General features: G+C 44.9%; 26 protein-coding genes. 7 read left to right on the forward strand and 19 right to left on the reverse strand.

The annotated features are described in order from the left end of the window. Positions 1-152: 152 nt before the first annotated feature. Positions 153-1,085 (forward strand): GGDEF domain-containing protein, encoded by a 933-nt coding sequence (locus AC1RJL_RS16925; RefSeq protein WP_492916164.1) that lies wholly within the window; start codon positions 153-155, stop codon positions 1,083-1,085. A gap of 79 nt (positions 1,086-1,164) precedes the next feature. Here the strand turns inward: AC1RJL_RS16925 and rluB are convergent, their stop codons facing one another. The 5 genes from rluB to AC1RJL_RS16950 form a co-directional block, all read right to left on the reverse strand. After that, positions 1,165-2,058 (reverse strand): 23S rRNA pseudouridine(2605) synthase RluB, encoded by an 894-nt coding sequence (rluB, locus tag AC1RJL_RS16930; protein ID WP_492916601.1) that lies wholly within the window; start codon positions 2,056-2,058, stop codon positions 1,165-1,167. A gap of 283 nt (positions 2,059-2,341) precedes the next feature. Continuing rightward, the gene (gene scpB / locus AC1RJL_RS16935; RefSeq protein WP_492916166.1) at positions 2,342-3,265 is read right to left on the reverse strand and encodes an SMC-Scp complex subunit ScpB; all 924 of its coding nucleotides are present in this window, start codon (positions 3,263-3,265) and stop codon (positions 2,342-2,344) included. Continuing rightward, positions 3,262-4,170 carry a segregation and condensation protein A gene (locus AC1RJL_RS16940; RefSeq protein WP_492916168.1) on the reverse strand — a complete coding sequence of 303 codons (909 nt, stop codon included), beginning with the start codon at positions 4,168-4,170 and terminating at the stop codon, positions 3,262-3,264. Before AC1RJL_RS16940 ends, scpB begins: the two co-directional genes overlap by 4 nt. Before the next feature lie 129 nt (positions 4,171-4,299). Continuing rightward, the gene (locus AC1RJL_RS16945) at positions 4,300-4,926 is read right to left on the reverse strand and encodes an L-threonylcarbamoyladenylate synthase (protein WP_492916170.1); all 627 of its coding nucleotides are present in this window, start codon (positions 4,924-4,926) and stop codon (positions 4,300-4,302) included. A gap of 73 nt (positions 4,927-4,999) precedes the next feature. Then, on the reverse strand, positions 5,000-5,836 hold the full coding sequence (locus AC1RJL_RS16950) for a PHP domain-containing protein (protein ID WP_492916172.1): 837 nt from the start codon (positions 5,834-5,836) through the stop codon (positions 5,000-5,002). Positions 5,837-5,874: 38 nt separating this feature from the next. On the opposite strand from AC1RJL_RS16950, the gene AC1RJL_RS16955 reads away from it, so the two are divergent. The 6 genes from AC1RJL_RS16955 to AC1RJL_RS16980 all read left to right on the forward strand — a co-directional run bounded on the left by AC1RJL_RS16955 (position 5,875) and on the right by AC1RJL_RS16980 (position 9,947). Continuing rightward, entirely contained in the window at positions 5,875-6,645 is a 771-nt protein-coding gene (locus AC1RJL_RS16955; RefSeq protein WP_492916174.1) for a VC0807 family protein, read from the forward strand. Between the two features lie 61 nt (positions 6,646-6,706). Further along, positions 6,707-7,006, forward strand: coding sequence for a YciI family protein (locus tag AC1RJL_RS16960; RefSeq protein WP_492916176.1), 300 nt, complete (start codon positions 6,707-6,709; stop codon positions 7,004-7,006). A 33-nt stretch (positions 7,007-7,039) separates the two neighbouring features. Next, the gene (locus AC1RJL_RS16965) at positions 7,040-7,699 is read left to right on the forward strand and encodes a TIGR04211 family SH3 domain-containing protein (protein ID WP_492916178.1); all 660 of its coding nucleotides are present in this window, start codon (positions 7,040-7,042) and stop codon (positions 7,697-7,699) included. A 12-nt stretch (positions 7,700-7,711) separates the two neighbouring features. Continuing rightward, positions 7,712-8,365 carry a peptidylprolyl isomerase gene (locus AC1RJL_RS16970; protein ID WP_492916180.1) on the forward strand — a complete coding sequence of 218 codons (654 nt, stop codon included), beginning with the start codon at positions 7,712-7,714 and terminating at the stop codon, positions 8,363-8,365. Further along, a complete protein-coding gene (locus AC1RJL_RS16975) occupies positions 8,352-9,119 on the forward strand; it encodes a pyridoxine 5'-phosphate synthase (RefSeq protein WP_492916182.1) in 768 nt (255 codons plus the stop codon). Before AC1RJL_RS16970 ends, AC1RJL_RS16975 begins: the two co-directional genes overlap by 14 nt. 54 nt (positions 9,120-9,173) lie before the next feature. Continuing rightward, a complete protein-coding gene (locus AC1RJL_RS16980) occupies positions 9,174-9,947 on the forward strand; it encodes a TrmH family RNA methyltransferase (protein WP_492916184.1) in 774 nt (257 codons plus the stop codon). 79 nt (positions 9,948-10,026) lie between these two features. On the opposite strand, the gene AC1RJL_RS16985 is transcribed toward AC1RJL_RS16980, so the two are convergent. The 14 genes from AC1RJL_RS16985 to pheA all read right to left on the reverse strand — a co-directional run bounded on the left by AC1RJL_RS16985 (position 10,027) and on the right by pheA (position 26,402). Continuing rightward, a complete protein-coding gene (locus AC1RJL_RS16985) occupies positions 10,027-11,340 on the reverse strand; it encodes an ammonium transporter (protein ID WP_492916186.1) in 1,314 nt (437 codons plus the stop codon). A 784-nt stretch (positions 11,341-12,124) separates the two neighbouring features. After that, the gene (gene ihfB, locus AC1RJL_RS16990; protein WP_492916188.1) at positions 12,125-12,415 is read right to left on the reverse strand and encodes an integration host factor subunit beta; all 291 of its coding nucleotides are present in this window, start codon (positions 12,413-12,415) and stop codon (positions 12,125-12,127) included. A 127-nt stretch (positions 12,416-12,542) separates the two neighbouring features. Continuing rightward, positions 12,543-14,222: a 30S ribosomal protein S1 gene (gene rpsA, locus AC1RJL_RS16995; RefSeq protein ID WP_492916602.1), complete on the reverse strand. Its 1,680-nt coding sequence runs from the start codon at positions 14,220-14,222 to the stop codon at positions 12,543-12,545. Positions 14,223-14,546: 324 nt separating this feature from the next. Continuing rightward, the gene (locus AC1RJL_RS17000; RefSeq protein WP_492916190.1) at positions 14,547-15,887 is read right to left on the reverse strand and encodes a UDP-glucose dehydrogenase family protein; all 1,341 of its coding nucleotides are present in this window, start codon (positions 15,885-15,887) and stop codon (positions 14,547-14,549) included. Positions 15,888-15,912: 25 nt separating this feature from the next. Further along, positions 15,913-17,331: a mannose-1-phosphate guanylyltransferase/mannose-6-phosphate isomerase gene (locus AC1RJL_RS17005; RefSeq protein ID WP_492916192.1), complete on the reverse strand. Its 1,419-nt coding sequence runs from the start codon at positions 17,329-17,331 to the stop codon at positions 15,913-15,915. Between the two features lie 87 nt (positions 17,332-17,418). Further along, entirely contained in the window at positions 17,419-18,312 is an 894-nt protein-coding gene (galU, locus tag AC1RJL_RS17010) for a UTP--glucose-1-phosphate uridylyltransferase GalU (RefSeq protein ID WP_492916193.1), read from the reverse strand. Between the two features lie 28 nt (positions 18,313-18,340). After that, complete coding sequence (locus AC1RJL_RS17015; protein WP_492916195.1) at positions 18,341-19,693, reverse strand: phosphohexomutase domain-containing protein; 1,353 nt, start codon at positions 19,691-19,693, stop codon at positions 18,341-18,343. A 138-nt stretch (positions 19,694-19,831) separates the two neighbouring features. Beyond that, on the reverse strand, positions 19,832-20,500 hold the full coding sequence (cmk, locus tag AC1RJL_RS17020) for a (d)CMP kinase (RefSeq protein WP_492916197.1): 669 nt from the start codon (positions 20,498-20,500) through the stop codon (positions 19,832-19,834). 39 nt (positions 20,501-20,539) lie between these two features. After that, complete coding sequence (gene pyrF, locus AC1RJL_RS17025) at positions 20,540-21,238, reverse strand: orotidine-5'-phosphate decarboxylase (RefSeq protein WP_492916199.1); 699 nt, start codon at positions 21,236-21,238, stop codon at positions 20,540-20,542. A gap of 112 nt (positions 21,239-21,350) precedes the next feature. After that, positions 21,351-21,668 (reverse strand): ComEA family DNA-binding protein, encoded by a 318-nt coding sequence (locus AC1RJL_RS17030; RefSeq protein WP_492916201.1) that lies wholly within the window; start codon positions 21,666-21,668, stop codon positions 21,351-21,353. Positions 21,669-21,850: 182 nt separating this feature from the next. Next, positions 21,851-23,269, reverse strand: a complete 1,419-nt coding sequence (cysN, locus tag AC1RJL_RS17035) for a sulfate adenylyltransferase subunit CysN (protein ID WP_492916203.1) — start codon at positions 23,267-23,269, stop codon at positions 21,851-21,853. A 52-nt stretch (positions 23,270-23,321) separates the two neighbouring features. Next, positions 23,322-24,230, reverse strand: a complete 909-nt coding sequence (gene cysD, locus AC1RJL_RS17040; RefSeq protein ID WP_492916204.1) for a sulfate adenylyltransferase subunit CysD — start codon at positions 24,228-24,230, stop codon at positions 23,322-23,324. A 141-nt stretch (positions 24,231-24,371) separates the two neighbouring features. Continuing rightward, entirely contained in the window at positions 24,372-25,286 is a 915-nt protein-coding gene (locus tag AC1RJL_RS17045; protein WP_492916206.1) for a prephenate dehydrogenase/arogenate dehydrogenase family protein, read from the reverse strand. Positions 25,287-25,292: 6 nt separating this feature from the next. Next, positions 25,293-26,402: a prephenate dehydratase gene (gene pheA / locus AC1RJL_RS17050; protein WP_492916208.1), complete on the reverse strand. Its 1,110-nt coding sequence runs from the start codon at positions 26,400-26,402 to the stop codon at positions 25,293-25,295.

Here is a 26,402-nt window from a genome sequence, read left to right on the forward strand (position 1 = left end):
TTAGCCAGTTATTACATCTCATTGATTACTATAAGATTTTAAATTAAAAAAGTAGATGGCATGGATTTCGCTAAATGTCTGTCACAGACGCTTAAATATGCAAAAGCGGCAATTAGGCGACGAATAACATTTCAACCTGACAGGTACAGATTATGCGGGACATGACTATGGTGACCAGTGCCCACAAGGCCAATGGCGCAGGCAGCATCCCCCTCCACCCACTAACACCGGAACAGGAGCTCGCAACCCGCGTCCGTTTGGCGCAAGCGCTGCAAATGAGTCTTGACCCTGGTGAAGTACTGAGCCTGTTCTATAAGCACATCCAGACTCTTGTCAGCGTGTCCGGACTGATCTTTAAATTTGGTAATGACTCCAATGATCTTAAAATCGGACGCGAGTGCTTGCATCATTGCGATTACCGTTTAACAACAGATGAAGGTTACCTCGGTGAGATAATATTCAGCCGCAGCAAACGCTTTGCGGAAACAGAATTAATCACGTTAGAGTTTTTGCTTGCCTCGCTAATTTATCCGTTACGCAATTCAGTTCGCTATCAAACTGCTATGCGTTTAGCGCTGTTAGATCCTCTAACATTGCTCGGCAATCGCGCAGCACTGGACTCGGCCCTTCATCGCGAATTGCAGATGGCGGAACGCCATCAACATGAACTGTCATTATTGATGGTAGATGTGGACTTCTTCAAAAAAATTAATGACGAGCACGGTCATCACCGCGGCGATTTGGTGTTATGTGAAGTTGCCAAAGTAATTCAATCGGCGTGTAGAGGCTCTGACATCACCTTCCGCTACGGTGGTGAAGAATTTGTAGTCGTCTTAGGTAAAACCGATGCCGAAGGCGCAAAAACAATTGCAGAACGCATTCGCCAACAAGTTGCGGAAACCCATATTACTTATAACGGCAAAACCATTAGCGCTACCGTGAGCATCGGCATAGCCACTCGTCACAGCAACGAAAAGGAACACATCAACGATTTATTCGAGCGCGCCGATAAAGCATTGTATGTGGCAAAAGAGTCAGGCCGGAATCGTGTCATTAGCAGTGATGAACTACTAATACAATCTTGAAGAAATACTCGAACTCCATAAAAAAACCACGCTTAATCGCGTGGTTTTCTTATTTGCGGGCCACGGGCGCGCGGCAACCTTATTCCACTATTGGCGGACGTTTACGCGCAGGAGCTTTAGTACGGCGCGGAGCTGCTGATGCTGCGCGCAACTTTTTATCGTGACGTTCACGTTGCGCAGCTTCATCACGCGTTGGCTCCATCATGCGAGTATAGGTTGAACTATCAAAACCTGCAGTCATGCACAGATCCTGAATTTCACGCTCGGTGAGATCCGTCCACTGACCAACACGCACATGCGAAGGAATAAAAATATTCGCATAGCGAACACGCTTCAAGCGGCTCACTTTTACGCCTTGCGATTCCCACAAGCGACGCACTTCACGGTTACGGCCTTCCATCACCACACAATAGAACCAGCGATTCTTGCCTTCACCAGCACCGTCAACAATATCGGTAAAACGCGCAATGCCATCATCCAACACCACACCTTTTAACAGGTTTGCGCGCATTTCATCCGTCACTTCACCTTGGATACGGACTAAATATTCGCGATCAATCACTGACGATGGATGCATGAGTTTATTTGCCAATTCACCGTCATTGGTAAACAACAATAGGCCACTGGTATTAAAATCGAGGCGACCGACCGAAATCCAACGCTCACCTTTCAACGCAGGCAAATGATCGTAAACAGTTGGGCGACCTTCCGGGTCAGAACGCGAACAAATTTCACCTTCCGGCTTGTTATATAAAATAACGCGGCGACGAGTGAGCTCACTACGCAAAACCACGCGCTGACCGTTTACAAAAATTTTATCTTGCGATGTGACTCTATCGCCCAAGCTGGCGATTTTGTCATTCACTTTTACTTGCCCGGCTTCAATGGCCCGCTCCATTTCCCGGCGCGAACCTATGCCTGCACGAGCTAGCACTTTCTGCAATTTTTCATCACTTGGCGTGCCAGAGGCGATTGTCTTCGCATCGGCATCCTGAGCAACTTTTTGCTTGGGTGACGGAGCAGACTTTTGAGAAGGCTTTCCTGCAGGCTTCGCTGATCGGGTACCAGACGAATGATCGCTAGCAGATCTATTATCGCTTGCATCACGTTTTTTAGTCGAATTGTCTTTTGCTGATTTGCCAAAAGCTGCTTTTTTTTCTGCAGACTTTGGTTTACCGGCAACTACTGGCTTCACAGCCCTGGTAGGTTTTTCAGGTTTATCCTGCTTGATTTTCTTCACCATAGGTATTGAGCAGCTAATCGCCGCGGGGTTCTTCTTCAACATCTGTTGTCGGCGCAGCCGCAGAATCCGCTGAACTTACTTCTTCATCTGCATCGACAAAAGCATCTTCGCCATCGACAAAACCGTCTTCGTAAAGGGCGGTCCCTGAATCCACTGGTGCGGCTTCAGTATCGTCAGTATTCACAGCAGGATTTTCATCGGGAATGGGTGGATCAGTATCTTTCTCACCTAATCCTGCTTCACCCAAATCCAACACTGGATTTAATTCATCCAGATCGCGAATTTCACTGAGTGACGGTAATTCGTCCAGACTCTTCAGATTAAAATAATCGAGAAACTGACGCGTAGTTGCAAAGAGCGATGGGCGACCGGGAACATCGCGATGCCCAACGACTTTCACCCAATCGCGCTCTAACAAGGTTTTCATAATGTGCGAGCTGACCGCAACACCGCGAATCTCTTCAATATCACCACGGGTAATCGGTTGACGATAAGCAACAAGGGCAAGGGTTTCGAGCAGCGCGCGCGAATATTTTTGCGGTTTTTCTTCCCACAAGCGATTAACCCAGGGAGCAAGATTATCGCGCACTTGAAAACGCCAACCGGAGGCGACCTCTTTTAACTCAAAACCACGCTCAGCACTGGCCGCCTGGATATCAACCAAGGCCGCTACAATCTCGTCTTTACTTGGCGCCACTGCCTCATCGAACAATTCCAGCAAGCGCGCAATGGTCATCGGCTGACCAGCTGCCAATATGGCGCCTTCGATAATCCTGCGCAGTAATTCTGCGTCGACCGGCATCTGTGTCACAGGTACAGTTGCCGATTCCTCAGTGTCAGACTCTTCACGGAATAGGCGAAGCTCTTCGCCAACTTCGGTTGATGAATTCATGTCCTCGTCGAGAGAATCTTCAGTGATATCAATTTCGTTTGTCATTGTGTTCTGGCTTTAACATGAATAGGTGCAAACGATTCGCTCTGAACAATTTCCACCAGCGATTCCTTAATCAATTCCATCACCGCGAGAAAGGTGACGACCACGCCAAGGCGTCCTTCTTCCGCCTTGAACAAACTAACAAAAGGTACAAAATGTTGATGCGCCAACGTATCCAGTACTTGCGCCATACGCTCGCGGGTGGAGAGCTTTTCTTTGGATACATGATGACTCTCAAACATATCTGCGCGACGCAAAACCTCTGACAGCGCCAGCAACAGCTCTTGCAATTCAACATCAGGATCAAGACGCGTGAGACTGCGATCCGGACCAGCAGCAGTGACCGGAAAAACATCACGCGCTACGCGTGGAACCTGATCCAAATCGACCGCAGCTTGCTTGAACCGCTCATACTCCTGCAGGCGTCGTATCAATGACGCACGAGGATCTTCCTCTTCTTCATGTTCTTCCGACGAACGTGGAAGCAACATACGTGATTTGATCTCGGCGAGCATTGCGGCCATCACCAAATACTCGGCGGCCAATTCAAATTGATGAGCTTCCATCAACTCAACGTAAGCCATGTACTGGGAGGTAATTTCCGAGACATTAATATCCAGGATATCGATATTTTGGCGACGAATCAGGTAGAGCAATAAATCCAGCGGCCCTTCAAACGCCTCAAGAAATACCTCAAGTGCATCTGGCGGGATATATAAGTCCTGCGGCAATTGGGTGTAAGCCTTACCGTGCACTACTGCAAATGGCATTTCGCCTTGCTGCGGCCCTTTTGACTGGTGAGCAGTAACCTTTTCACTCTCGGCAGTTATAGCAACATCCGGCACTGCCTCCTGCGGGGAGGCAATATCCGGAGATTCCGATACGGCAGTTTCGAGGGTTTCACTCACTCAAGATAACTCACAAGTTGGTAAATAGAATGCTCAGTGTGGGGCAGCATTGAACAAGGGCGGCATTATAGCCATTTCGGACGGCGCCGGACAGCGCGCCTACACATCAAACACTTCTTTATACATCAGCTAGTTAGGGTCAAAAGGAGAGAAATCCCCTTTACCTTGCCGCACTAACTGCGGAAGCTGATCAGTCAGGTCAATAACGGTAGTCGGCTCTAGCCCGCAGTATCCACCATCGATTACCAACTCGACAAAATGTTCAAGGGTATCGCGGATATCATAGGGATCCGTCATGGGAAGCTCCTCGCCCGGCATAAGCAAGCTACTGGTCATCAGCGGCTCGCCCAGCTCTTCGAGCAGGGCCAGAGCAATTGGATTATCAGGTACGCGAAGACCGATGGTCTTACGTTTTGGGTGAAGCAAGCGACGCGGTACTTCAGCAGTCGCTTCGAGAATAAATGTATAAGCACCAGGAGTGTGATTTTTAATCAGCCTAAAAGCTTGGTTATCGACCCGAGCATAGGTTGCAAGCTCGGAAAGGTCTCGACACATCAGGGTAAAGTTATGATTTTTATCAAGTTTCCGTAACGTACGAATCCGCTCAAGCGCGTCTTTATCGCCAATATGACAGCCGAGGGCGTAAGCAGAATCGGTTGGATACACCACTACACCACCTTTACGGATGATATCGGCAGCCTGGACAATCAGGCGATGCTGGGGATTTTCTGCATGAATTTGGAAGAATTGGGCCATAATTTTGCTCCTTACAACAATCTACCTGTTCATATATTTAAGACAGGTAAGAACAGAGAATGTCTTATTAATATTATTGGGCATAACCCAGTAGTTCCCATACAGGTTTTGCGTGTTCCGGCAAGCGACCGAAGCTTCCCAGTTCTTGCCATGGCTGATCAGGAATATGGAAATCGGAACCACAAGAGGCATGCAAGGAATAACTACTTGCGATGCGCAGCAAATCCTCTGTCAATGCTGAGGGCTGCAACCCGCTGATTACTTCTAGCGCATCGCCACCCGCCGCGGCAAATGAACTAATAAGCGCGCACATCCTGGTGCGCGTCAGCTCATATTTGGCGGGATGGGCGAGCACGGCAACACCACCCGCCGCATGAATCCAGTCGATTACCTGATCCATCATCGGCCATTGGTACTTCACATCGGCAGGTTTACCAGCACCCAGGTATTTTTTGAATGCCGCATTGATATTCTTTACTGCGCCAATCGCCACCAGATACTGCGCAAAGTGCGGTCGCCCCAAGGTTGCGTTACCGGCAATTTCTTGCGCTCCCACCAAAGCGCCGGGAAAACCGGCTTTGGATAAACGATCTGCAATTGCGACAGCACGTGCATTGCGTGCCAGCTCCTGAACTTCAATCGCAGCAATCAACGCAGGCGAAGAGATATCAACTCCCAGACCGACAATGTGCACACCGCCTTTGCCCCATTGACTGGAAAACTCGATGCCATTTATCAAGGTGATACCTGATTCCAATGCGGCTTTTTGTGCAATCCCGATACCAGCTATGGTATCGTGATCCGTAATCGCCAGCACCGAAACACCGTGCGCTTTCGCGCGCGCGATCACAGCCTCGGGACTAAGTAGCCCGTCAGAAAAATGGGTATGGCAATGCAGATCAAAAATCACTCAAACTCCACGTGGCAAGTACATCACCAGGATTGGTCATGACCGACAATAGCACTGAAAAGAATGTGAGCATGTTAGCTGATAAACCAACAGCAGAACCCACAAATTCGCGGCCAAAACTGAAAAAAGAAAGTTTTTTGGCCAATCTCCTGATGAACATCGTGATTCCGACGCTGATTTTGACCAAGCTCAGCGGCGACGATTACCTGGGAGCGACATGGGGATTAATTGTTGCCCTCGCCTTTCCAATCACTTATGGTCTGCGCGATTTTCTAATTAACCGGAAAATTAATGTGTTTTCCGCGCTGGGAATTGTGAGTGTGCTACTCACAGGTGGACTCAGTCTTTTGCATTTGGCTCCAGAATATTTTGCTATTAAAGAAGCAGCAATTCCCGGCATTTTAGGCTTGGTCACGCTTTTCTCTATCAAAACGCGCTACCCCTTGGTAAAGACCTTTATTTATAACGATAAAGTGCTGAAAATTCACAAAGTGGATATTGCCCTCCAGGAGCATGGAACACAAAAGCACTTTGAACGCACCTTAACCAATGCCTCTTTGATGATTGCCACCTCTTTCTTTTTATCATCAATATTAAATTACGTATTAGCGAAAATTATTCTTGTCAGTCAGCCTGGAACCACAGAATTCAACGCAGAATTAGGTAAAATGACCGCCCTTAGCTATCCCATAATTGCCCTGCCGATGATGATCATCATGATGGGTACATTGTTTTATGTGTTTCGCAGTATTCGCTTGCTTACACATTTAACGCTGGAAGAAGTGATTAATGACGGCAGTGACAATTAATTATTTTGCGTCATTTTTGTCGCATTAAGTCCGCAATTGATTTTATCCAAGAGAGTGCTTCATGCTTTACGCCATTATTAGTGAAGATGTATCTAATAGCCTTGAAAAACGCAAAATTGCGCGCCCCGCTCATCTCGCACGATTACAGCAATTAAATGATGAAGGCCGGCTTTTTGTTGCTGGCCCACATCCTGCTATCGATAACAACGATCCGGGTGATGCAGGCTTTACCGGCAGTTTGGTAATTGCTGAGTTCACCTCGCTGGAGCAAGCGCAATTGTGGGCAGATGCTGACCCCTACATCGCTGCTGGTGTTTACGCCAAGGTTGTCGTAAAACCCTTTAAGAAAGTTTTGCCTTAATTTTTCTTTTTATTTTTAAAGATTGGAGCAACTGTGAAAAAAATTTCCCTCCTTGGTTGTACGTTATCGATTTTCACTTTGTCACTAATTAACGTACCCAGTATTGCCGCTGATAAATATGTGTCTGATGTCATTTACATTCCGGTGCGTAGCGATAAAGCTCCTCAAGCCAGTATTTTGCAACAAGGCGTAGCAAGCGGAACCAAGCTCAATTTTATTCGTGAGGAGACCGGAAGTGATAATAACCTTTGGTCCCTCGTCACCACACCCGATGGCACCGAGGGCTGGGTTCGAAGCCAAAATCTCACCGACAAACCAACTGCGGCACTGCAATTGGCTGCATTGTCAGGCTCTTCACGTGATGTAGTCGCATTGCAAACTGAAAATACCCAACTCAAATCGCAACTCGAAAAAATCCAGCAAGAGCATCAACAATTACTCGCTGACACGGAAGATATGCGCCAAGCTGCTGCTACCGCATTTAACCTGGAAGAAGAGCATCAACATATGCTGAAGGAAAATCAATTATTGCAAACCCATGCGGATGTAATTAAGGCAGAGAACGAAAAACTAAAAAACACTGACCGTTTCAATCACTGGGTTTATGGTGGCGGCTTGGTGTTTGGCGGTGTTCTACTTTCTTTTATCTTGCAAGCATTTGGTCGCCGTAAACGTAGATCAGAGTGGCGCTAAGAGTTATTGATCATGCTGAATCGCTTTATTCAAGTAGCTTTAGGTTTTTGTCTGATTGTAACGACTGATTTACATGCCGATGAAAACATTATGGTAGCCGTAAAAACCGATTTAGGTGTTTTCGTCGTAGAGACTTATCCGGATGCCGCGCCCGAGACGGTGAAGAATTTTTTAGGTTATGTCGATACCAACTTTTACGACAACACTATTTTTCACCGCATCATCCCTGGCTTTCTTGTTCAAGGTGGAGGTATTACTTCTGATTTTGTCGAAAAGCCCACACGCGATCCAATAATCAATGAATCCATACATGGACTTAAAAACGATTATAAAAGTATTGCAATGGCAAGAGAGAAAAATCCGAATAGCGCTACCGCACAATTTTATGTGAATTTGAAAAGTAATCCGGAATTCAATGCAACACAGACCAAGCCCGGATACACCGTATTTGGAAAGGTAATTGTGGGTATTGAAGTGCTTGAAAAAATTGCACAATCTCCACGGGGAAGGTTAAAAATGCTACCTGAAGCCCCCAATTACATCATACGTATATTGAGCACATCACGTGTTGATGCAGCCGCTTTGCGCAACTTGCTGGAATCGCAAAATGCGTCAAAACCATCCGCGTTCAAAGATGCATTGGTACCCATTAATGACCAACCATAACAGTACCGCCCTTAGTGTTAATCTCAATAAAATTGCGCTGATCCGAAACTCGCGGCCGGGCAATTATCCAAATGTAGTTAGTCACGGTGAAATCTGTATTGCGTCTGGCGCTGATGGCTTGACTGTTCATCCCCGCCCGGATCAACGTCATATTCGCCCACACGATGTTTATGAACTGAGCGAACTGGTAAAAGGTCATCCCGGTATTGAGTTTAATATCGAAGGAAACCCTTACGCAGAATCCCTGGAAGATTTTCCCGGCTTTATTAAATTGGTCAATGATGTTCGTCCGCATCAATGCACCCTGGTTCCAGACACAAATGAACAACTCACCTCTGATCACGGATTTAATTTAAACGTTAGCGGAGAAAAACTGCGCCCGTTAATTCGCGAATTACAAGATAACGGTGTGCGTGTCAGTTTATTTATGGATCCGGATATTGAGCAGATAAGTTTGGCAAAAGAAATAGGTGCGGACAGAATTGAACTGTATACCGGTCCCTATGCAGAGGCTCACAGGCTCAATAGCACTAACCTTGATGCACTGTTCCAAAATTATATGGATGCAGCAATCCATGCGCAAAAAATTGGTATTGGTTTAAATGCCGGGCACGATCTTAATCTTGAAAATCTCGCGCACTTTCGTCAGGTTCCTTCATTGCTTGAGGTATCAATTGGTCACGCATTAGTCGTTGATGCCATCGCAATGGGATTAACTAACGCAGTGCACGCTTACAAAAAGCTCTGCAACTAATTATTCGATTGGGAATTCCATACATCTCCCCCTACTTTATCCAAGTAAATCAGCATGAATAAACCACGTGATGATAGCCCCGCTTATCTGGAAAAAAAACGCTTTTTTGATTCACTAATGACAGTCTATGGTCGTAAAACTGTACTCGAGGCACTGCAAGATCCGTCCACATTTATTTATCGTTTACATTTGGCCACTAGCAATAAGCCAGCTGATATCCTCGACAATATAATTTCGCTTGCGAAGCAAAAGGGTGCCGAGATTATTTACCATGACCGTCAGGCTTTATCGCGCATTTCTAAAAATACATCCCAGGATCAAGGGGTTGCAGCGGACCTGCAGCTGCGTGGCTATAAAATTTACGACGAGTTCCTTGCCGAAAATAGTGGGAAAAATTACACACTACTTGCGCTTGACGGGGTTCAAAACCCCCAGAATTTGGGAATGATAATTCGCTCAGCATGCGCAGGAAATATTGACGGGATATTGTTACCACAAAAAGGAAATGCTCAAATTGATCCGCTTGTTATTAAAGCTAGTGCAGGAACCGTTTTTCGAGCACCGTTGCTACGTTGTAAAGACTTGACTCAAGCCTTGCAAGATTTTAAAGCCGATGGTGCAGTTATTTGCGCCCTTTCATCGCACGCCACAATAGCGTTAAAAAAGTTTAACCCAAAGTCAGCATGTATTTATGTGCTGGGCAATGAGTCAGAAGGTGTTTCAAATGAAGTGACCCGACTTTGCAACGAGCAAGTCTACATACCAATGAACAATGGTGTAGAGTCACTTAATGTCGCCGTTACCGCAGCCCTGATTGCATTTCGCTGATCACGTTATATTTTTTCAAGATCCCAAATAAAAAAGAAGAGCAATAGCTCCTCTTTTTTATTATCCAGGTCAAAAGCTTTTACAACTTATAACCATCTTCTTCGTGCAAACTTAAATCCAGACCGATGGTTTCCTCTTCTTTAGTGACGCGTAAGCCAGAGGTAAAGACACCAGTAATTTTTAACAGAATATAAGTTACTACAGCGGTGTAAGCAAAAGTGACCACTACACCCAACAACTGCACACCTAATTGCTCGCTCATGGATTCAATTCCGCTGGCGAAACCCTGGCCACTGAACGCGCCAAGCTCTGTTGAAGCAAACACTCCAGCGAGAATTGTACCCAACACACCGCCAATACCATGAACCGGAAATACATCAAGTGAGTCATCAATTTTCCACACGCGTTTTACCAGTTGAGTCATCACGAAGCAGATTACCCCAGCCAATAAACCGATAATCAATGCACCGCCAGGTCCAACATAGCCTGAAGCAGGGGTAATTGTTCCGAGGCCCGCGACCATACCAGTAACAATCCCCAATACACTTGGCTTCCTGAAACGCATCCATTCAATCGTCATCCAGGCCAGCGCACCCGCTGCTGCAGAGATATGCGTAGCCAACATCGCCATCGCCGCATTACCATTGGCAGCCAATGCACTTCCGGCATTAAATCCAAACCAGCCCACCCAAAGCATGCCGGCGCCAGTAACAGTCATCGTCATGTTGTGGGGTGGCATTGCTGTTGTTGGAAAACCGTCACGCTTACCAATAACAACTGCCGCTACCAGTGCAGCAACACCTGCTGTGATATGCACAACAGTGCCGCCGGCAAAATCCAGCAGACCTTTGGCATACAGCCAACCTGATCCAGACCAAACCCAATGGCACACAGGAATATAAACGGCAAACAACCAGAGGGCAGAAAAAATAAGCATTGAAGAAAACTTCATCCGCTCTGCAAATGCTCCAACAATCAAAGCAGGAGTGATAATCGCAAATGTCATTTGATACATAGCATGCAAACTGAGAGGTATATCACCAGATAAAGCGTCTTCAGTGATGCTCGCCATAAATACCATACTAAAATCGCCGATCCAGGCATTACCGGTACCGAAAGCCAAGCTGTAACCCGCAATTAACCAGAGGATAGATACCAAACATGCAATCGTGAAGCATTGCATAAGCACTGAGAGAATATTTTTAACTCGAACCAAACCGCCATAAAACAGAGCCAACCCCGGCAGAGTCATAAACAATACCAGCGCGGTAGAGGTCAGAATCCAAGCCGTATTGGCGCCATTAATAGTCGGCTCCTGTGCCAAAGCAGTCTGGCCGCAGACTGCAAGCAGGCTCCCAATTGCCGTTTGTAGTGTGAAACTTACTTTCTTCATAGTAACCCCATGACAATGATTATTTTAGTTTGCTGACTAATGTCTTTATCGGCTTAAATAACCGCCCCATTTTGATACGGTTATTATTTGTAGAATGCATGAAGTATAGGAAATATCCTTCAGATCAAAAAATATTCGCACACTATCGGAGCACAAAATCCAGATAAAACCTGTAAAAACAAAAATGAACCAGCCTAAAGCAAATTCTAAACCAATAAAATTTATTATCTATTTTTCAAAGAGATATGAAGTTATAGTTAGTTTACGCAGATAAATATTGCACCACAAAAATGCCCATCAATATTTTTTGATCAACATTGGTGCAAAAAATGGAATGAACCGCCAATAGCTCAGCTATTACTGTATTAGCGGGGGAGTAATTTATTCGATTAAAAATACGGCCACAGATGCACTACATTTAATGATAATTTTCAGCAGGTGCGTGTGATATTTATATTGGAGGCTTCCCCGAAGCAAAACTTTTTATGAGGGATTCCGGCAGTTTTTGTCTGGGGCGTGGGTTGGATTGTTAGCGATAAAAATGTGGGAGAAAATAATAATCTTGTTGCGGCTTGGCTAATAATACTTGGCATTTTTATCGTGGATGCAGCTATACACTTTTTTGTCGCACAATAACCAAGCATGCATTTCATCAGGCTCACCAAACCCAATGCTGCCACTAGTAACTCAAATAAACGAAGGCGATATTTCATAAATATTGAAAGGAAGATAATAGTCGCAGGGAAAATCCAGCAATCCCTTTCTACACATCAATGATAAGTTATTATTTCGAAATACTCTCATTAACACGATCACGCATTTCCTTTCCTGGCTTGAAGTGCGGGACATATTTACCTTCAAGGACTACCGCATCACCTGTTTTCGGATTTCTTCCTGTGCGCGGAGCGCGGTAATGTAACGAAAAACTTCCAAAACCACGAATTTCGATGCGCTCACCGGATGCGAGGATATCGGACATATAATCAAGCAGAAGCTTTACTGACATCTCGACATCTTTGATGGTTAACTGATTTTGTTTTTCAGTAATATATTCGATTAATTCTGACTTTGTCATAACCTGCTCTCTGTTATTAAAAAACCTTCAAGCAACACAACCAGATAAAACAGCATCACTAAGCGCGGAGGAAAATAAATCAAAAAAACAGCGACCAGCTTAGCTGGTCGCTGTTGCATAACAAAAATTACTCTTTGCTCTGCATTTGAGCCTTGATCAAATCACCCAACGTTGTTGGAGATGCCTGATCTGACTGCTTACTGGAAAGCTCTTTCATTGCAGCTTTCTCGTCTTCTACATCTTTAGACTTCACTGATAGGTTGATGCTACGATTTTTGCGATCTACTGCAATAATCTTGGCTTCAACTTCATCACCTACTTTCAGCAGGTTGCGCGCATCTTCTACTTTCTCACGGCTCAATTCAGAGGCCTTGAGAACAGCTTCAACGTCATCTGCCAAGGTGATTACAGCAGCTTTAGCTTCAACTTCCTTAACGATACCCTTAACTACAGCACCTTTGTCATTCACAGAAACGTATTCTGAGAAAGGATCGGTTTCGAGTTGTTTGATGCCCAAGGAAATGCGCTCGCGCTCTGGATCGATGGCCAATACCACGGTTTCCAGTTCGTCACCTTTCTTGTACTTGCGAACTGCTTCTTCACCAGCTTCATGCCAGGAGATGTCTGACAAGTGAACCAGACCGTCAATACCACCATCCAAACCGATGAAGATACCGAAATCAGTGATTGACTTGATTTTGCCGCTGATCTTGTCGCCTTTGGCGCAAGTACGAGCAAATGCATCCCATGGATTTTCCTGGCATTGCTTCAAACCGAGAGAGATACGACGACGCTCTTCGTCGATATCCAGAACCATCACTTCGATTTCGTCGCCCAATTGAACAACTTTTGAAGGATGAATGTTCTTGTTAGTCCAATCCATTTCTGAAACGTGGATCAAACCTTCAACACCTTCTTCCAACTCTGCAAAGCAGCCGTAATCAGTCAAATTGGTTACTTTTGCTTTCACACGAGCGCCTTCAGGGTAACGCTTGGTGATTTGTATCCACGGATCTTCACCCAATTGCTTCAGGCCCAGAGATACACGGTTACGCTCACGATCGAACTTCAATACTTTAACGTCGATTTCATCACCAACATTTACGATCTCACCCGGGTGCTTGATACGTTTCCAGGCCATGTCGGTGATGTGCAACAGACCATCAACACCGCCCAAGTCAACGAATGCACCGTAGTCAGTGAGGTTTTTAACAATACCTTTAACTGCCTGACCTTCTTGCAAGGTAGCCAGCAATTCATCGCGCTCAACAGAGTTAGCTTGTTCAAGTACAGCACGACGGGAAACAACGACGTTGTTGCGCTTTTGGTCGAGCTTGATAACTTTGAATTCCAGCTCTTTGCCTTCAAGATGGGTAGTTTCGCGCACAGGGCGAACATCTACCAATGAACCAGGAAGGAAGGCACGGATACCAGCAACATCAACGGTGAAACCACCTTTAACTTTGCCGTTAATAACACCTTTAATAACTTCTTCAGCAACGTGTGCAGCTTCGAGAATTTTCCAGGCTTCAGCGCGTTTGGCTTTTTCACGTGACAGTTTGGTTTCACCGAAACCGTCTTCAACGCTTTCCAGAGCTACTTGTACTTCGTCACCGATCTGGAGATTCAACTCACCCAGTTCGTTACGGAATTGTTCTGCGGGGATAACACCTTCAGACTTAAGGCCTGCGTGCACTGTAACCCAATCTTTATCAATATCGATTACTACACCAGTAACGATGGTGCCAGGAACCATATCTACAGTCTTTAAACTCTCTTCAAACAACTCTGCAAAACTTTCGTTCATACTCATGGTATTACCTATAGATTAGAGGTACAGGCGTTAAACACACACCCTACCTATTCCGCATGGCCAGTCACACGGGTCAATTAAAGTAAAGTGAAAACCCCCTCAGGCTGGGTTTGACGGTATTCACTGCTACTAATTCTGCTGCCGAGCAACAAAAAAACAGTCAAAATTGGTAGGTGCGGCAGATTAGCAGAATGCCCTTTATTTTTCAATAGGTTAGGATTGTCAACCAGGTGTAAGAAGAATAATTAGGGACGATGCAAAAGAGGAGTTGATCAAGGGACTCTTGCGACCAAGAGTCCGATCAATTTTTAATTGGGATTAGTGCTTGGTAACGCTTAAGCCACGCCCCACTGCATAATATTGAAAGCCTAAATTAGCCATTCTTTCAGGCTCGTAAAGATTACGACCGTCAAAAATGACTGGATTGCGCAAGGTGGCAATGATTTGATCGAAGTTAGGAGCACGGAAATTCTTCCATTCGGTACATATTATCAATGCGTCTGCACGCTCTAATGCAGCTTCTTTCGTTCCGACCAGCTTAAGATCATCCCTTAATCCATAGATATGCTGTGTTTCATCCATAGCCACAGGATCATAAGCTTGCACCTTCGCACCGGCAGCCCAAAGCGCCTCCATTAATACCCGGCTTGGAGCTTCACGCATATCATCAGTGTTGGGCTTGAAAGAAAGCCCCCAAAGCGCAAAAACCTTGCCTTTAAGATCTGAACCAAAGTGGCGTGAAATATAAGAGAACAGCTTATCTTTTTGTAGCTGATTAACCCTGTCAACCGCCTCCATCAGGCCGGCGGTATAATCAACGCCATGAGCTATATTAATCAGCGCCTTAACATCCTTCGGAAAACAGGATCCGCCATAGCCACAGCCAGGATAAATAAAGTGATAACCAATACGGGGGTCAGCGCCTATACCATTTCGCACTTTTTCGATATCAGCACCTAATAACTCGGCCAAGTTAGCCATTTCATTTATAAAGCTGATTTTTGTAGCGAGCATTGCGTTGGCAGCATATTTGGTAAGCTCAGCTGAACGTACATCCATAAAAATCATACGATCATGATTGCGATTAAAAGGGGCATACAGCTCTCGCAACAAGTTCTCAGCCCGTTCACTGTTAGTGCCAACCACAATCCGATCAGGCTTCATAAAGTCATTTACAGCAGCCCCCTCCTTAAGAAATTCAGGATTCGACACCACATCAAAGGGAATGTTTAAGTCACGTTTTTGCAGTTCCTCGGCGAGGGCCTTGGTGACTATTTCCGCCGTCCCAATAGGTACCGTAGATTTATTCACAATAACTTTATAATCGTTGATCCGCTGACCAATTGTTTTAGCGACAGCAACAACATATTGTAAATCAGCGGAACCGTCTTCTCCTGAAGGTGTTCCTACTGCAATAAACTGCAGCTCTCCATGTTGGGTGGCCTTATCCATATCCGTGGTGAAATTCAGCAGCCCGTGCTGTACGGCTTGCTTAACAATGGACTCCAAACCTGGCTCATAGATCGGGATGATACCCGCATTAAGGTTGTCTACTTTTTTTTGGTCAATATCCACGCATAACACGTCATGACCCACATCCGCCAAACAGGTGCCGGTCACCAAACCAACATAGCCTGTACCGAAGACTGTTACCTTCATTAGAAACTCCCTAGCCTGTTAAAAATTAAGAGCGACCATAACTATCTTCGTAACGAATAACATCATCATCTTCCAGATAGGGTCCAGATTGAACCTCAACTATTTCCAGCGGAATTTTTCCTGGATTACTCAAGCGATGCTTGGTTCCAATTGGAATATAAGTTGATTCATTTTCAGAAAGCAGCACTGTGTCATCACCCTTCTGCACTAAAGCAGTTCCTTTTACAACAATCCAATGCTCTGCCCTATGATGATGAACTTGTAGCGATAAGCTACCACCAGGTTTCACACGAATACGGTTGACCTGATAACGATCACCTGTATCAATTGCGTCGTAACAACCCCACGGACGATAAATTTCACGGTGCTGCAAATGCTCTGAACGTTTCTGCTTTTCAATTTGAGTGATGACTGATTTAACTTGTTGCGCTTGTGATTTATCCGCAATCAATACCGCATCAGGAGTGTTAATAATCATCAAATTATTAACACCCAAAGTAGCGACCAATTTATCTTTCGAGAAAACAAGGGTATTGGTCGACCCTATGTCGATGGTATCGCCGATCAAACTGTTTCCAGCATCATCCTTAACTGATAAATCACCAAAAGATTTCCAATCACCAACATCGCTCCAGCCCGCATCAAGTGGAACACAAACCACATTGCGGCTTTTTTCCATAAGAGCGTAATCAATCGAAATATTAGGTGCTTGAGAAAACGCGTCACGATCTAACCGAATAAAATCCAAATCCTCGACAGCTGACAGCTTCGCCAGCTCAGCTGCAGTAACAACATCAGGACTCTGCTCTTTTAAATCCTTTAGAAAAATTTCTGTTTTGAACACAAACATCCCGCTATTCCAGTAATAGCATCCCTCAGCAAGATATTTTTCTGCGGTCACCAAATCCGGTTTTTCTACAAACTCCAACACTGGGAAGAATGCGCTCTCTTGCACATCAACTCCACGACGTGTTTTTATGTAACCATAACCGGTTTCAGGACATGTTGGATGAACACCAAAAGTGGCCAGATGTCCAATCTGCGCCGCCTGAATCGCATCTGCAACAGCGGCTTGAAATATATCAACATCACGGATCATATGATCCGCAGAAAGCACAAGCAGTGTGGGATTATCGCCCAATGTTTGGGCATGAATTGCTGCAATCGCTAAAGCAGGTGCAGTGTTGCGAGCGATAGGCTCCAGAATAATTGATGATTTACTCTGCCCAATTTCGTGCAATTGTTCAGCAACCATAAACCGGTGCTCTTCATTGCAAACCACTATTGGTGGTGCAAGATCTGGCAACCCTTGAAGCCGCAATAATGTTTGCTGCAACATAGTAGTGTCGCCAAACAACTTTAACAGTTGCTTAGGATAGTGTTTGCGCGACAAAGGCCAAAGTCGCGTGCCTGAACCACCAGCGAGTATTACAGGAATAATCAATTAATTCTCCTTAATGCAAGTGCTAAACCTAATGCTATATGAATAGATAATGTGACTACTCACCCATCAAGAAATCTTTCAGCTAAATTACTTCGAGTAACGATCCTTGAGGAAAGATTTAAATTTACTGCCAACCTCACCGTGCCTCTCACCATAAATAACATTTGCCATTAAGTATCCAATTTTTGTACCACAATCGTGGCTGCGACCGATTAATTGATAAGCCTCAACTGTCTCTTGTGCCAACAATGAGTCCAACGCATCAGTTAGCTGAATTTCGCCACCAGCACCGGGATGCGTTTTCGCCAGGAGATCCCACACGGTTTTAGACAATACATAACGCCCGACAATAGCCATGTTCGATGGAGCTTCATCAACAGGTGGTTTTTCTACCATCGCCTTGATAACAGCAGTTTTTCCAGCCGGAATTTCGATGCCTGAGCAATCAACAACGCCATATTTATCAACTTGATCATGAGGTACTTGCTCAACAAGAATCTGACTGTTGCCTGTTTCATGGAAACGTTTTGTCATTCCGGCAAGGTTATCTTGTCGAAGATTGCATTCAGCGTTATCGACGATTACATCAGGCAACAGCACTGCAAAAGGCTCGTCACCTACAACTGATTTTGCACACAAAATTGCATGCCCCAAACCTTTTGCCTCAGCTTGGCGCACAGAAATCACCGTGAGTCCAGGTGGGGTTATTGAACGAACTTCAGCAAGAAGCGAGCGTTTTAGTCGCGACTCAAGTTGGGCCTCCAACTCAAAACTGGTATCAAAATGGTTTTCAATGGCATTTTTACTCGCATGAGTCACCAAAACGATCTCTTTAATTCCTGCAGCGGCAGCTTCTTCAATCACGTACTGAATTAGCGGCTTATCTACCACCGGCAACATTTCCTTGGGAATTGCTTTTGTAGCAGGCAACATACGTGTTCCAAGACCTGCAACCGGAATCACCGCTTTCTTAACTTGCATAATTGTTTCCTTGTAAATTGTGTGTTTATTAGTTGTTAAGTAAATTCAATACTTCTGTGGTTTTTTGATCAACTAATAGCTGGTCATTGCGACTCTCTACATTTAAACGCACAACAGGCTCAGTGTTCGACATGCGTAAATTAAATCGCCAATTGTCAAACTCAAGACTAATACCATCTGTTTTGTCGATAAGGATTGCATCTGCAGAGTAGTGATTAAACACCTTTTCAATTGCCAATTTCGGATCTTCTACATGGCTATTAATTTCACCAGGCGAAGGAAATTTCGCGATACGGTCTTCGAGCATGCTCGACAAGGTCTGCTGTTTACGACACAGTAACTCGCACACTAATAACCAGGGAATCATGCCACTATCGCAATAAAAGAAATCACGGAAATAATGGTGTGCACTCATTTCACCGCCATAAACCGCGTCCTCTTCACGCATCCGTTCTTTAATAAAGGCATGGCCCGTTTTTGATTGGATAGCCAAACCACCATTCTTCTGGGCGATATCAAGTGTATTCCATGTCAATCGTGGATCATGAATGACTTTTGCACCGGGATTTTTAAGCAAGAAAGCTTCTGCCAACAAGCCAACAATATAGTAACCCTCGGTAAACGCACCGGTTTCGTCAAACAGGAAACAGCGATCAAAATCACCATCCCATGCAATACCCATATCCGCTTTATGCTCGATTACCGCCTGGGTTGTCGACGCACGGTTTTCCACCAATAAGGGATTCGGAATACCGTTAGGAAAAGTACCGTCCGGTTCATGGTTAATTTTTATAAATTCAAAAGGAAGATATTTTTCTATAGCATCAATTACATGCCCTGCCGCACCATTTCCCGCGTTCACTACTAAACGAAGTGGTTTAAGCTGACTGACATCGACATATGACAACAAATGTTGGACGTAAGCATCCAAAGTGCTGATTTCGCGAATATCACCGCGAGCTGAAAAATTTACTGGCGCAAAATTATTTTCTTCTGCAAGACGACGGATGTCATTGAGACCGGTATCACCACTGATAGGTTTTGAGTTGGCACGAACCAATTTCATACCGTTGTAGTCAATTGGATTGTGACTAGCGGTAATCTCAATTCCACCATCAGTTTTCAAATAACTGGTGGCAAAATAAATCTCTTCTGTTCCAGCCATTCCTATGTCGATGACATCTACACCTTCATCGCGCAATCCATTACTTAAAGCAGTTTTTAATGCTTTACTTGTCAAGCGGACGTCGCCACCTACTACAACACTTTTAGGTTGGAGAAATTGTGCATAGGCGCGTCCAATACGGTAAACAATATCTTCATTGAGTTCCTCACCCAACTTTCCGCGAATGTCGTAGGCTTTAAAACAAGTTAACGTCATGTCTTAATCTCATCTTGAGTGAAAGTAATCTTGTAGCCCGATGCTGTGTTAAAAAAACTTGTTATCAAGAGAACAACTATTGCAAGTTAAATGAGCATTCTTACCGTTTGTTGACACAAACTTGATGCTACATGCCAATCATTTGATTGCTGATAACATCCTGGTAAATACCTCATCGATCGTCATAGCCGTACTATCAATAATAATTGCATCACTAGCCGGTTTAAGAGGTGAGATGGCACGGTTAGAGTCTCGCTCATCGCGTTCACTGATGTCTTTGATCAATTCATCAATATCGACGGACTCGCCTTTGGAAAGCAGTTGCTTGTATCGCCGCTCAGCACGAGCCTCGGCACTTGCAGTCAAAAACAACTTAGTGTTCGCAAAAGGAAATACAGTTGTACCCATGTCCCTGCCATCGGCAATCAGGCCCGGAGCCACAGCAAAAGCACGTTGGCGCTCAAGTAGTGCCTCCCTAACGCCCGGGTAAGCAGCAACCTGTGATGCCCCCATGCTTACCAACTCCTGCCTAATTGCATTGGTCACCTCTTCACCTTCCAGCAAAATCTGCGCCGCTTTTTCATTTTTCAGGCTAAACATCACATCTAACGTCGATGCTATCTGGCTGACCTCTTGCTCCTGGCGCAAATCTATTCCTTTTTTTATGGATGACAGTGCAACCAATCGATAAAGCGCACCACTATCCAGCAAATGATATCCCAGATGGCGTGCTAACATTTGGCTAAGCGTTCCTTTACCGGAGCCGCTAGGTCCGTCAATTGTGATAACAGGAGCTGCAACGTTCATAGCGAAAACCAAAGATCTTTGAATTGAAGTTGGCCAATATCAGGCCAATGTTTGGATAATAGATCGACAAGTATCTACAGGATTAAGTGATTGAGTAATCGGTCGACCAATCACCAAATAACTGCTACCTGCAGCAATTGCCGCCGCCGGTGTCAGCGTACGCCGCTGATCATCAGCAGGAGAACTATCAAGACGTATTCCCGGCGTCACTAAACAGAAAGAAGGTCCGAACTGAGAGCGCATTAATTCAGCTTCTTGCGCCGAGCAGACAATACCATCCAGCCCACATGAATGCGTCAACTTGGCCAGCTTCATCACTTGCTCTTGCGGACTACGTTCAATTCCCACAGCAGATAAATCAGCAGCCTCCATGCTCGTGAGTACAGTCACTGCAATTAACAAAGGACGAGATTCATACTGCTCCAACGCATCGCGAGCCGCAACCATCATTCGCTCGCCACCGGAGGCATGCACATTTACCATCCACACACCCAATTCCGCTGCAGCTTTTACAGCTTTATTTGTAGTATTTGGAATATCGTGAAATTTTAGATCGAGAAATATCTCAAACCCCAAGGCCATCAATTGCTCAACAATCTTTGGACCACAAGCAGTAAATAGCTCTTTACCCACTTTGAGACGGCAGTCTACCGGAGACAACCGCTTTGCCATAGCCAAGCATTGATCAGCATTGTCATAATCCATGGCGACAACAATTCTTGGACCCTGTACGGACATATAATGACCTCGTAAAAGAAAAAAAGCCTGAGTCGTTAAACTCAGGCTCTCATTAAAACAAAAATTAATGCAAAATTCATTCGTTACCACCTTGGCAGGTGTTAACAGTTATCTAAATACGGATATTTTCACGATTAGCATCAAGTGTTGCCTCACCGATTCCTTTCACTTCCATTAACTGATCCACAGTTTTGAAATCTCCATTTTCTTTTCGCCAAGCAATAATTGCCTCTGCTTTCTTCTCACCAATTCCTTTCAGCTTGGTCAATTCCTGCACATCGGCGGTATTAATGTTAATACCTTTCTGTGGAGCAACAACTTCAGCTTTAGCCACCGGAGCTTTTGCAGTAGGTACTTCAGCTGCAAAAGCCAGTGATGATGTCCCCAGGAGCAGAACAACAGCAGAAAGTAAAGATAAAGCAAATTTCATATACATCTCCTTGATATAGGTTGAATAATTGTACGCAACTCCGCGTACCCGGTCAGAATATGACACTGTTGCATATCCTTAAAGACGATAACTACCAAATTAGTTGTGCGACTTTTCTTACAAATTTAAGGCAAAAAAAAGCCCTGGTTCACACTCAGGGCTTTTTCATCTTTTTAAACAACTTACTTAAGCAGTGTTTTGAGATCCGCTGCATTCCAATGGGGGAAATGTTTGCGAATTAACGCATTTAGCTCAAGCTCAAACTCGCTGTAATTAGCCAAGGTATCTTTCTTAGCCTCCAATTGTTCAACAACCATACCGGCGCCAACAGTAATATTGGTCAGGCGATCAATTACAATAAATGCACCGGTTGCACGATTATTTTTGTATTTGTCAGCTACTACTGATTGAGTGAGCAGGACATTTACCACAGCAATATCATTCAATTGCAATTGATTGACGCTCGAATGCTCTTGAGTATTTACATCAATGCGATAGTCGATTGACTCGATGACACCACTTACCACTTTGCTGGCAAATTTGAATAAATATTCAGATTGCGCTTGCGTTGCTTTTTCAGTCATCCAAACAATATGTGCTTTGAGGTGATTTGATAATGGAACCGAGTCTTTTGCCAATACCAAAACATCACCACGACTGACATCCACTTCAGTTGTCAGGGTTAGTGTTACCGCTTGGCCAGTAAATGCCTCTGGTAAATTACCATCGTAAGTCACGATAGACTTTACATAACTGGTTTTACCCGATGGCAACACGCGAACCTCATCACCCACTTTAACAATGCCGGAAGCAACGTTACCGCAGAAACCACGGAAATCGAGATTAGGACGATTGACATATTGCACAGGGAAACGGAAATCCGAGTAATTTTTATCGCCGGCAATAGGTACTGTCTCAAAAATTTCCATCAAGGTTTGACCTTGATACCAGGGCGATCTTTTAGAGCGATTAACGACGTTGTCGCCGTCAAGTGCCGAAATAGGCACAAACATCACATTGGTCATGCCGAGTTTTTCAGAGAAATCAAAGTAATCTTGTTTGATCTTTTCAAACACGGTTTGATCAAAACCTAACAAATCCATTTTATTGACAGCAACAACAATGTGCTTAATCCCGAGTAGTGAAGCGATGTAACTATGACGACGGGTTTGAGTAACAACACCGTAGCGGGCATCAATCAGGATAATCGCGAGGTCACAAGTCGATGCACCTGTCGCCATATTGCGGGTGTACTGCTCATGCCCTGGAGTATCTGCAATAATAAATTTGCGTTTTGCAGTCGAGAAATAACGATAGGCAACATCGATAGTAATGCCCTGCTCGCGTTCTGCTTGCAAGCCATCCACCAGCAAAGCCAAATCGATTTTTTCACCGGTAGTACCGTGCTTTACACTGTCGGAACGTATTGCATCCAATTGATCTTCATAAATCATTTTGGAGTCATGCAGTAGACGGCCAATTAGCGTGCTCTTTCCATCATCAACACTGCCGCAGGTTAAAAAACGCAGCAATTCTTTCTGTTCATGTTGCGCAAGATATGCGTTGATATCCTGAGCAATTAATTCGGACTGATGACTCATAAAGGTCTCTTTGCAATCAGTAAGATGTGTAATAAATTTATATCAGGAAAATTTAGAAATAGCCTTCTTGCTTTTTCTTTTCCATAGAACCTGAGCTGTCATGATCAATGACTCTGCCTTGGCGCTCCGAGGTTGTCGTTAACAGCATTTCTTGAATAATCTCAGGCAGCGTGGTCGCTTCGGATTCCACAGCGCCTGTTAATGGATAACAGCCAAGAGTACGGAAACGCACCATTTTTTCTTCGATTTTATCATTAGGACCGATAGGCATACGGTCATCATCGACCATAATTAAAGTCCCATCGCGCTCAACCACTGGACGCTTGGCTGCAAAATAAAGCGGTACAATGGGGATGTTTTCCAAGTGAATGTATTGCCAGATATCCAGCTCGGTCCAGTTTGACAAGGGGAATACACGAATACTTTCGCCTTTGTCCACGCGGCCATTGTAGATATTCCACAATTCCGGGCGTTGATTTTTCGGGTCCCACCGATGGTTCTTATCGCGGAAAGAATAAACCCGCTCTTTCGCACGCGATTTTTCTTCATCGCGACGAGCACCGCCAAATGCTGCATCAAAACCGTATTTATTCAGCGCTTGTTTCAAGCTTTGGGTTTTCATGATATCGGTATGTTTGGCGCTGCCATGCACAAAAGGGCTAATCCCCATATCCACACCTTCCTGATTGATATGCACAATCAGATCCCAGCCCAAATCCTTGATGCGCTGATCACGAAACTCAATCATTTCGCGAAATTTCCACGTGGTATCCACGTGCATCATGGGAAACGGTGGTTTACCAGGAAAAAATGCTTTCATAGTAAGGTGCATCATCACGGCGGAATCTTTACCTACAGAATAAAGCATTACCGGCTTATCAAATTCTGCAGCCACTTCGCGGATGATATGAATACTTTCAGCTTCAAGCTGCTTGAGGTGAGTCAAGTTGTAGTTTGACATTCAATAGTTACCAGATTAAGAACAGCGTTAGCAGTTAATGCGGGTGTTGGAAAAACAGCAGTCATTATATAGGAGCTTGAACGCAAGGTTTAATGATTAAATACTTCCAAGTCTATTCCTGTAAGTTTGGATACTTACAGATCAATCTTCTTTCGGCGGTGCGTGACGTTTGGCCAGCATAACGGTGAATTCATCACGCGCCTCTTTTGCACGACTAAATACATTCAGTAAATAGTCACTGTCTTCATGTTCAATACTGCTGCGCAGACGGGAAAGATTATCGATAAACAAATCCATCGACTGCAAAATCGCCTCTTTGTTAGCACGCATAATGTCGTGCCACATTACCGGATCACTGGATGCAATACGGGTAAAATCGCGAAAACCGCCTGCTGCGTAACGGAAAATATTGGGATTTTTAATGTCCTGCGCCAGAGTGTCCACCAAAGAATAGGCAATCACATGGGGTAGATGACTGGTCGCACCAAGAACTTCATCATGCTCGGCAACAGACATACTTAATACTTCGGCACCCACTGCTTGCCACATCCGGCTGACCAATTCGAGGTGATCGCGAGAAGTATTTTCCAGCGGTGTGAGAATGACACGGTGGTTTTCATATAGATTAGGATTTGCTGCGGTAACACCGCTTTTTTCCGAGCCAGCGATAGGATGTCCAAGCACAAGCTGCGAGGGTGTTACACCAAAAACAGATTCTGCAGCACGCTGCACACTGCCTTTTACACTCGCACCGTCAGTAATTGTCACGGTATCAGGAATGTAATGCTTGATTTCCTCGAACACGGCATGCACAGAAAGTGTCGGTACCGCAATAAAAATAACATCGCCCTGCCCTAATTCGCCCGCCACTTCCTGCAACGAAGTATAAGCGCGATCAACGACAGCGTGTTTCACGGCTTCAGTACAAGTATCCGTTTTGCGTGCAATACCAATTACTTCGACGCAAGCGCCACGTTGCTTCAAACCGGTAGCAAGACTGCCGCCAATTAAACCTATACCAACAACAACAAATTTATTGATCAAGGGTTGGGACATAGATAATCACAACACCGCTTTAGGATAAGAGCCGAGCAACTTTAAATCGGCGCAACGACTGGCAACTTCTTTCATCACATCATTTATCAATGGTTCATCAACATGACCGGCAAAATCGATAAAGAAAACGTAAGTCCATGCACCTGTGCGTGATGGACGAGTCTCTACTCGCGTCAGATCAATATTGTGGCGATGAAAAGGCTCCAACAATTTATGTAATGCGCCTGGCTCGTTGCGCATGGCTACAACAATAGAGGTCTTATCGACACCGCTTTGCGGAACAGCCTGTTTACCAATAATTAAAAAACGAGTTGAGTTATCCGGTTGATCTTCAATTTTCTCGGCGATCATTTTCAAACCGTACAACTCTGCCGCCATTGAACCGGCGATAGCCGCCGCATTCCACTCACCTTTCAAGCGTTTTGCCGCTTCAGCATTACTGCTTACTGCAATACGTTCGGCATTGGGATAATGAGCATCCAACCATTTACGGCACTGTGCCAAGGATTGAGAGTGAGAATAAATGCGCGTAATACTGTTGGTATTTGTTACATCGGAAACCATCAGGTTGTGATGAATGCGTAGCTCCACTTCGCCACAAATTTTCAGGTTGGACCCCATAAAGTTATCGAGTGTATGGTTCACCACACCTTCAGTAGAATTCTCGACCGGAACCACACCGTAATTCACCGCACCTGCTTCCACTTCACGAAATACTTCATCGATAGCCGAAAACGGTAGCACCACCGCAGAATGACCAAAGTGTTTTAATGATGCCTGTTGAGTAAATGTTCCCTCAGGACCGAGATAGGCAACCTTAATCGGATTTTCCAGCGCTAAACAAGCCGACATTATTTCACGGAACAAACGTGCAACTTCTTCATTGCTTAGCGGGCCGTTATTCCGCTCCATCGCCTTGCGCAGCACTTGTGCTTCACGTTCCGGGCGATAAAACAGAATTTTCGCATCCTCAGGCAGATTTGCTTTTTTCACATCCGCAACTTCCTGCGCACATTCAGCGCGCGCTGAAATCAAACGACCGATTTGTTCATCGATCGCATCGATTTTATTGCGCAATGCAAGCAGCTTTTCTGCTTCAGTTTGATCAGTGCTCAT

This window comes from Cellvibrio sp. GW822-FHT04B05, assembly GCF_058800985.1.

Bases quoted from the DNA above. Each gene is read 5' to 3' on its own strand.
- AC1RJL_RS16925 (WP_492916164.1), top strand. From the start codon at position 153: ATGCGGGACATGACTATGGTGACCAGTGCCCACAAGGCCAATGGCGCA.
- scpB (WP_492916166.1), bottom strand. From the start codon at position 3,265: ATGACAAACGAAATTGATATCACTGAAGATTCTCTCGACGAGGACATG.
- AC1RJL_RS16945 (WP_492916170.1), bottom strand. From the start codon at position 4,926: ATGGCCCAATTCTTCCAAATTCATGCAGAAAATCCCCAGCATCGCCTG.
- AC1RJL_RS16955 (WP_492916174.1), top strand. From the start codon at position 5,875: ATGACCGACAATAGCACTGAAAAGAATGTGAGCATGTTAGCTGATAAA.
- AC1RJL_RS16960 (WP_492916176.1), top strand. From the start codon at position 6,707: ATGCTTTACGCCATTATTAGTGAAGATGTATCTAATAGCCTTGAAAAA.
- AC1RJL_RS16970 (WP_492916180.1), top strand. From the start codon at position 7,712: ATGCTGAATCGCTTTATTCAAGTAGCTTTAGGTTTTTGTCTGATTGTA.
- AC1RJL_RS16975 (WP_492916182.1), top strand. From the start codon at position 8,352: ATGACCAACCATAACAGTACCGCCCTTAGTGTTAATCTCAATAAAATT.
- AC1RJL_RS16980 (WP_492916184.1), top strand. From the start codon at position 9,174: ATGAATAAACCACGTGATGATAGCCCCGCTTATCTGGAAAAAAAACGC.
- AC1RJL_RS16985 (WP_492916186.1), bottom strand. From the start codon at position 11,340: ATGAAGAAAGTAAGTTTCACACTACAAACGGCAATTGGGAGCCTGCTT.
- ihfB (WP_492916188.1), bottom strand. From the start codon at position 12,415: ATGACAAAGTCAGAATTAATCGAATATATTACTGAAAAACAAAATCAG.
- rpsA (WP_492916602.1), bottom strand. From the start codon at position 14,222: ATGAACGAAAGTTTTGCAGAGTTGTTTGAAGAGAGTTTAAAGACTGTA.
- AC1RJL_RS17000 (WP_492916190.1), bottom strand. From the start codon at position 15,887: ATGAAGGTAACAGTCTTCGGTACAGGCTATGTTGGTTTGGTGACCGGC.
- galU (WP_492916193.1), bottom strand. From the start codon at position 18,312: ATGCAAGTTAAGAAAGCGGTGATTCCGGTTGCAGGTCTTGGAACACGT.
- AC1RJL_RS17015 (WP_492916195.1), bottom strand. From the start codon at position 19,693: ATGACGTTAACTTGTTTTAAAGCCTACGACATTCGCGGAAAGTTGGGT.
- cmk (WP_492916197.1), bottom strand. From the start codon at position 20,500: ATGAACGTTGCAGCTCCTGTTATCACAATTGACGGACCTAGCGGCTCC.
- pyrF (WP_492916199.1), bottom strand. From the start codon at position 21,238: ATGTCCGTACAGGGTCCAAGAATTGTTGTCGCCATGGATTATGACAAT.
- AC1RJL_RS17030 (WP_492916201.1), bottom strand. From the start codon at position 21,668: ATGAAATTTGCTTTATCTTTACTTTCTGCTGTTGTTCTGCTCCTGGGG.
- cysN (WP_492916203.1), bottom strand. From the start codon at position 23,269: ATGAGTCATCAGTCCGAATTAATTGCTCAGGATATCAACGCATATCTT.
- cysD (WP_492916204.1), bottom strand. From the start codon at position 24,230: ATGTCAAACTACAACTTGACTCACCTCAAGCAGCTTGAAGCTGAAAGT.
- AC1RJL_RS17045 (WP_492916206.1), bottom strand. From the start codon at position 25,286: ATGTCCCAACCCTTGATCAATAAATTTGTTGTTGTTGGTATAGGTTTA.
- pheA (WP_492916208.1), bottom strand. From the start codon at position 26,402: ATGAGCACTGATCAAACTGAAGCAGAAAAGCTGCTTGCATTGCGCAAT.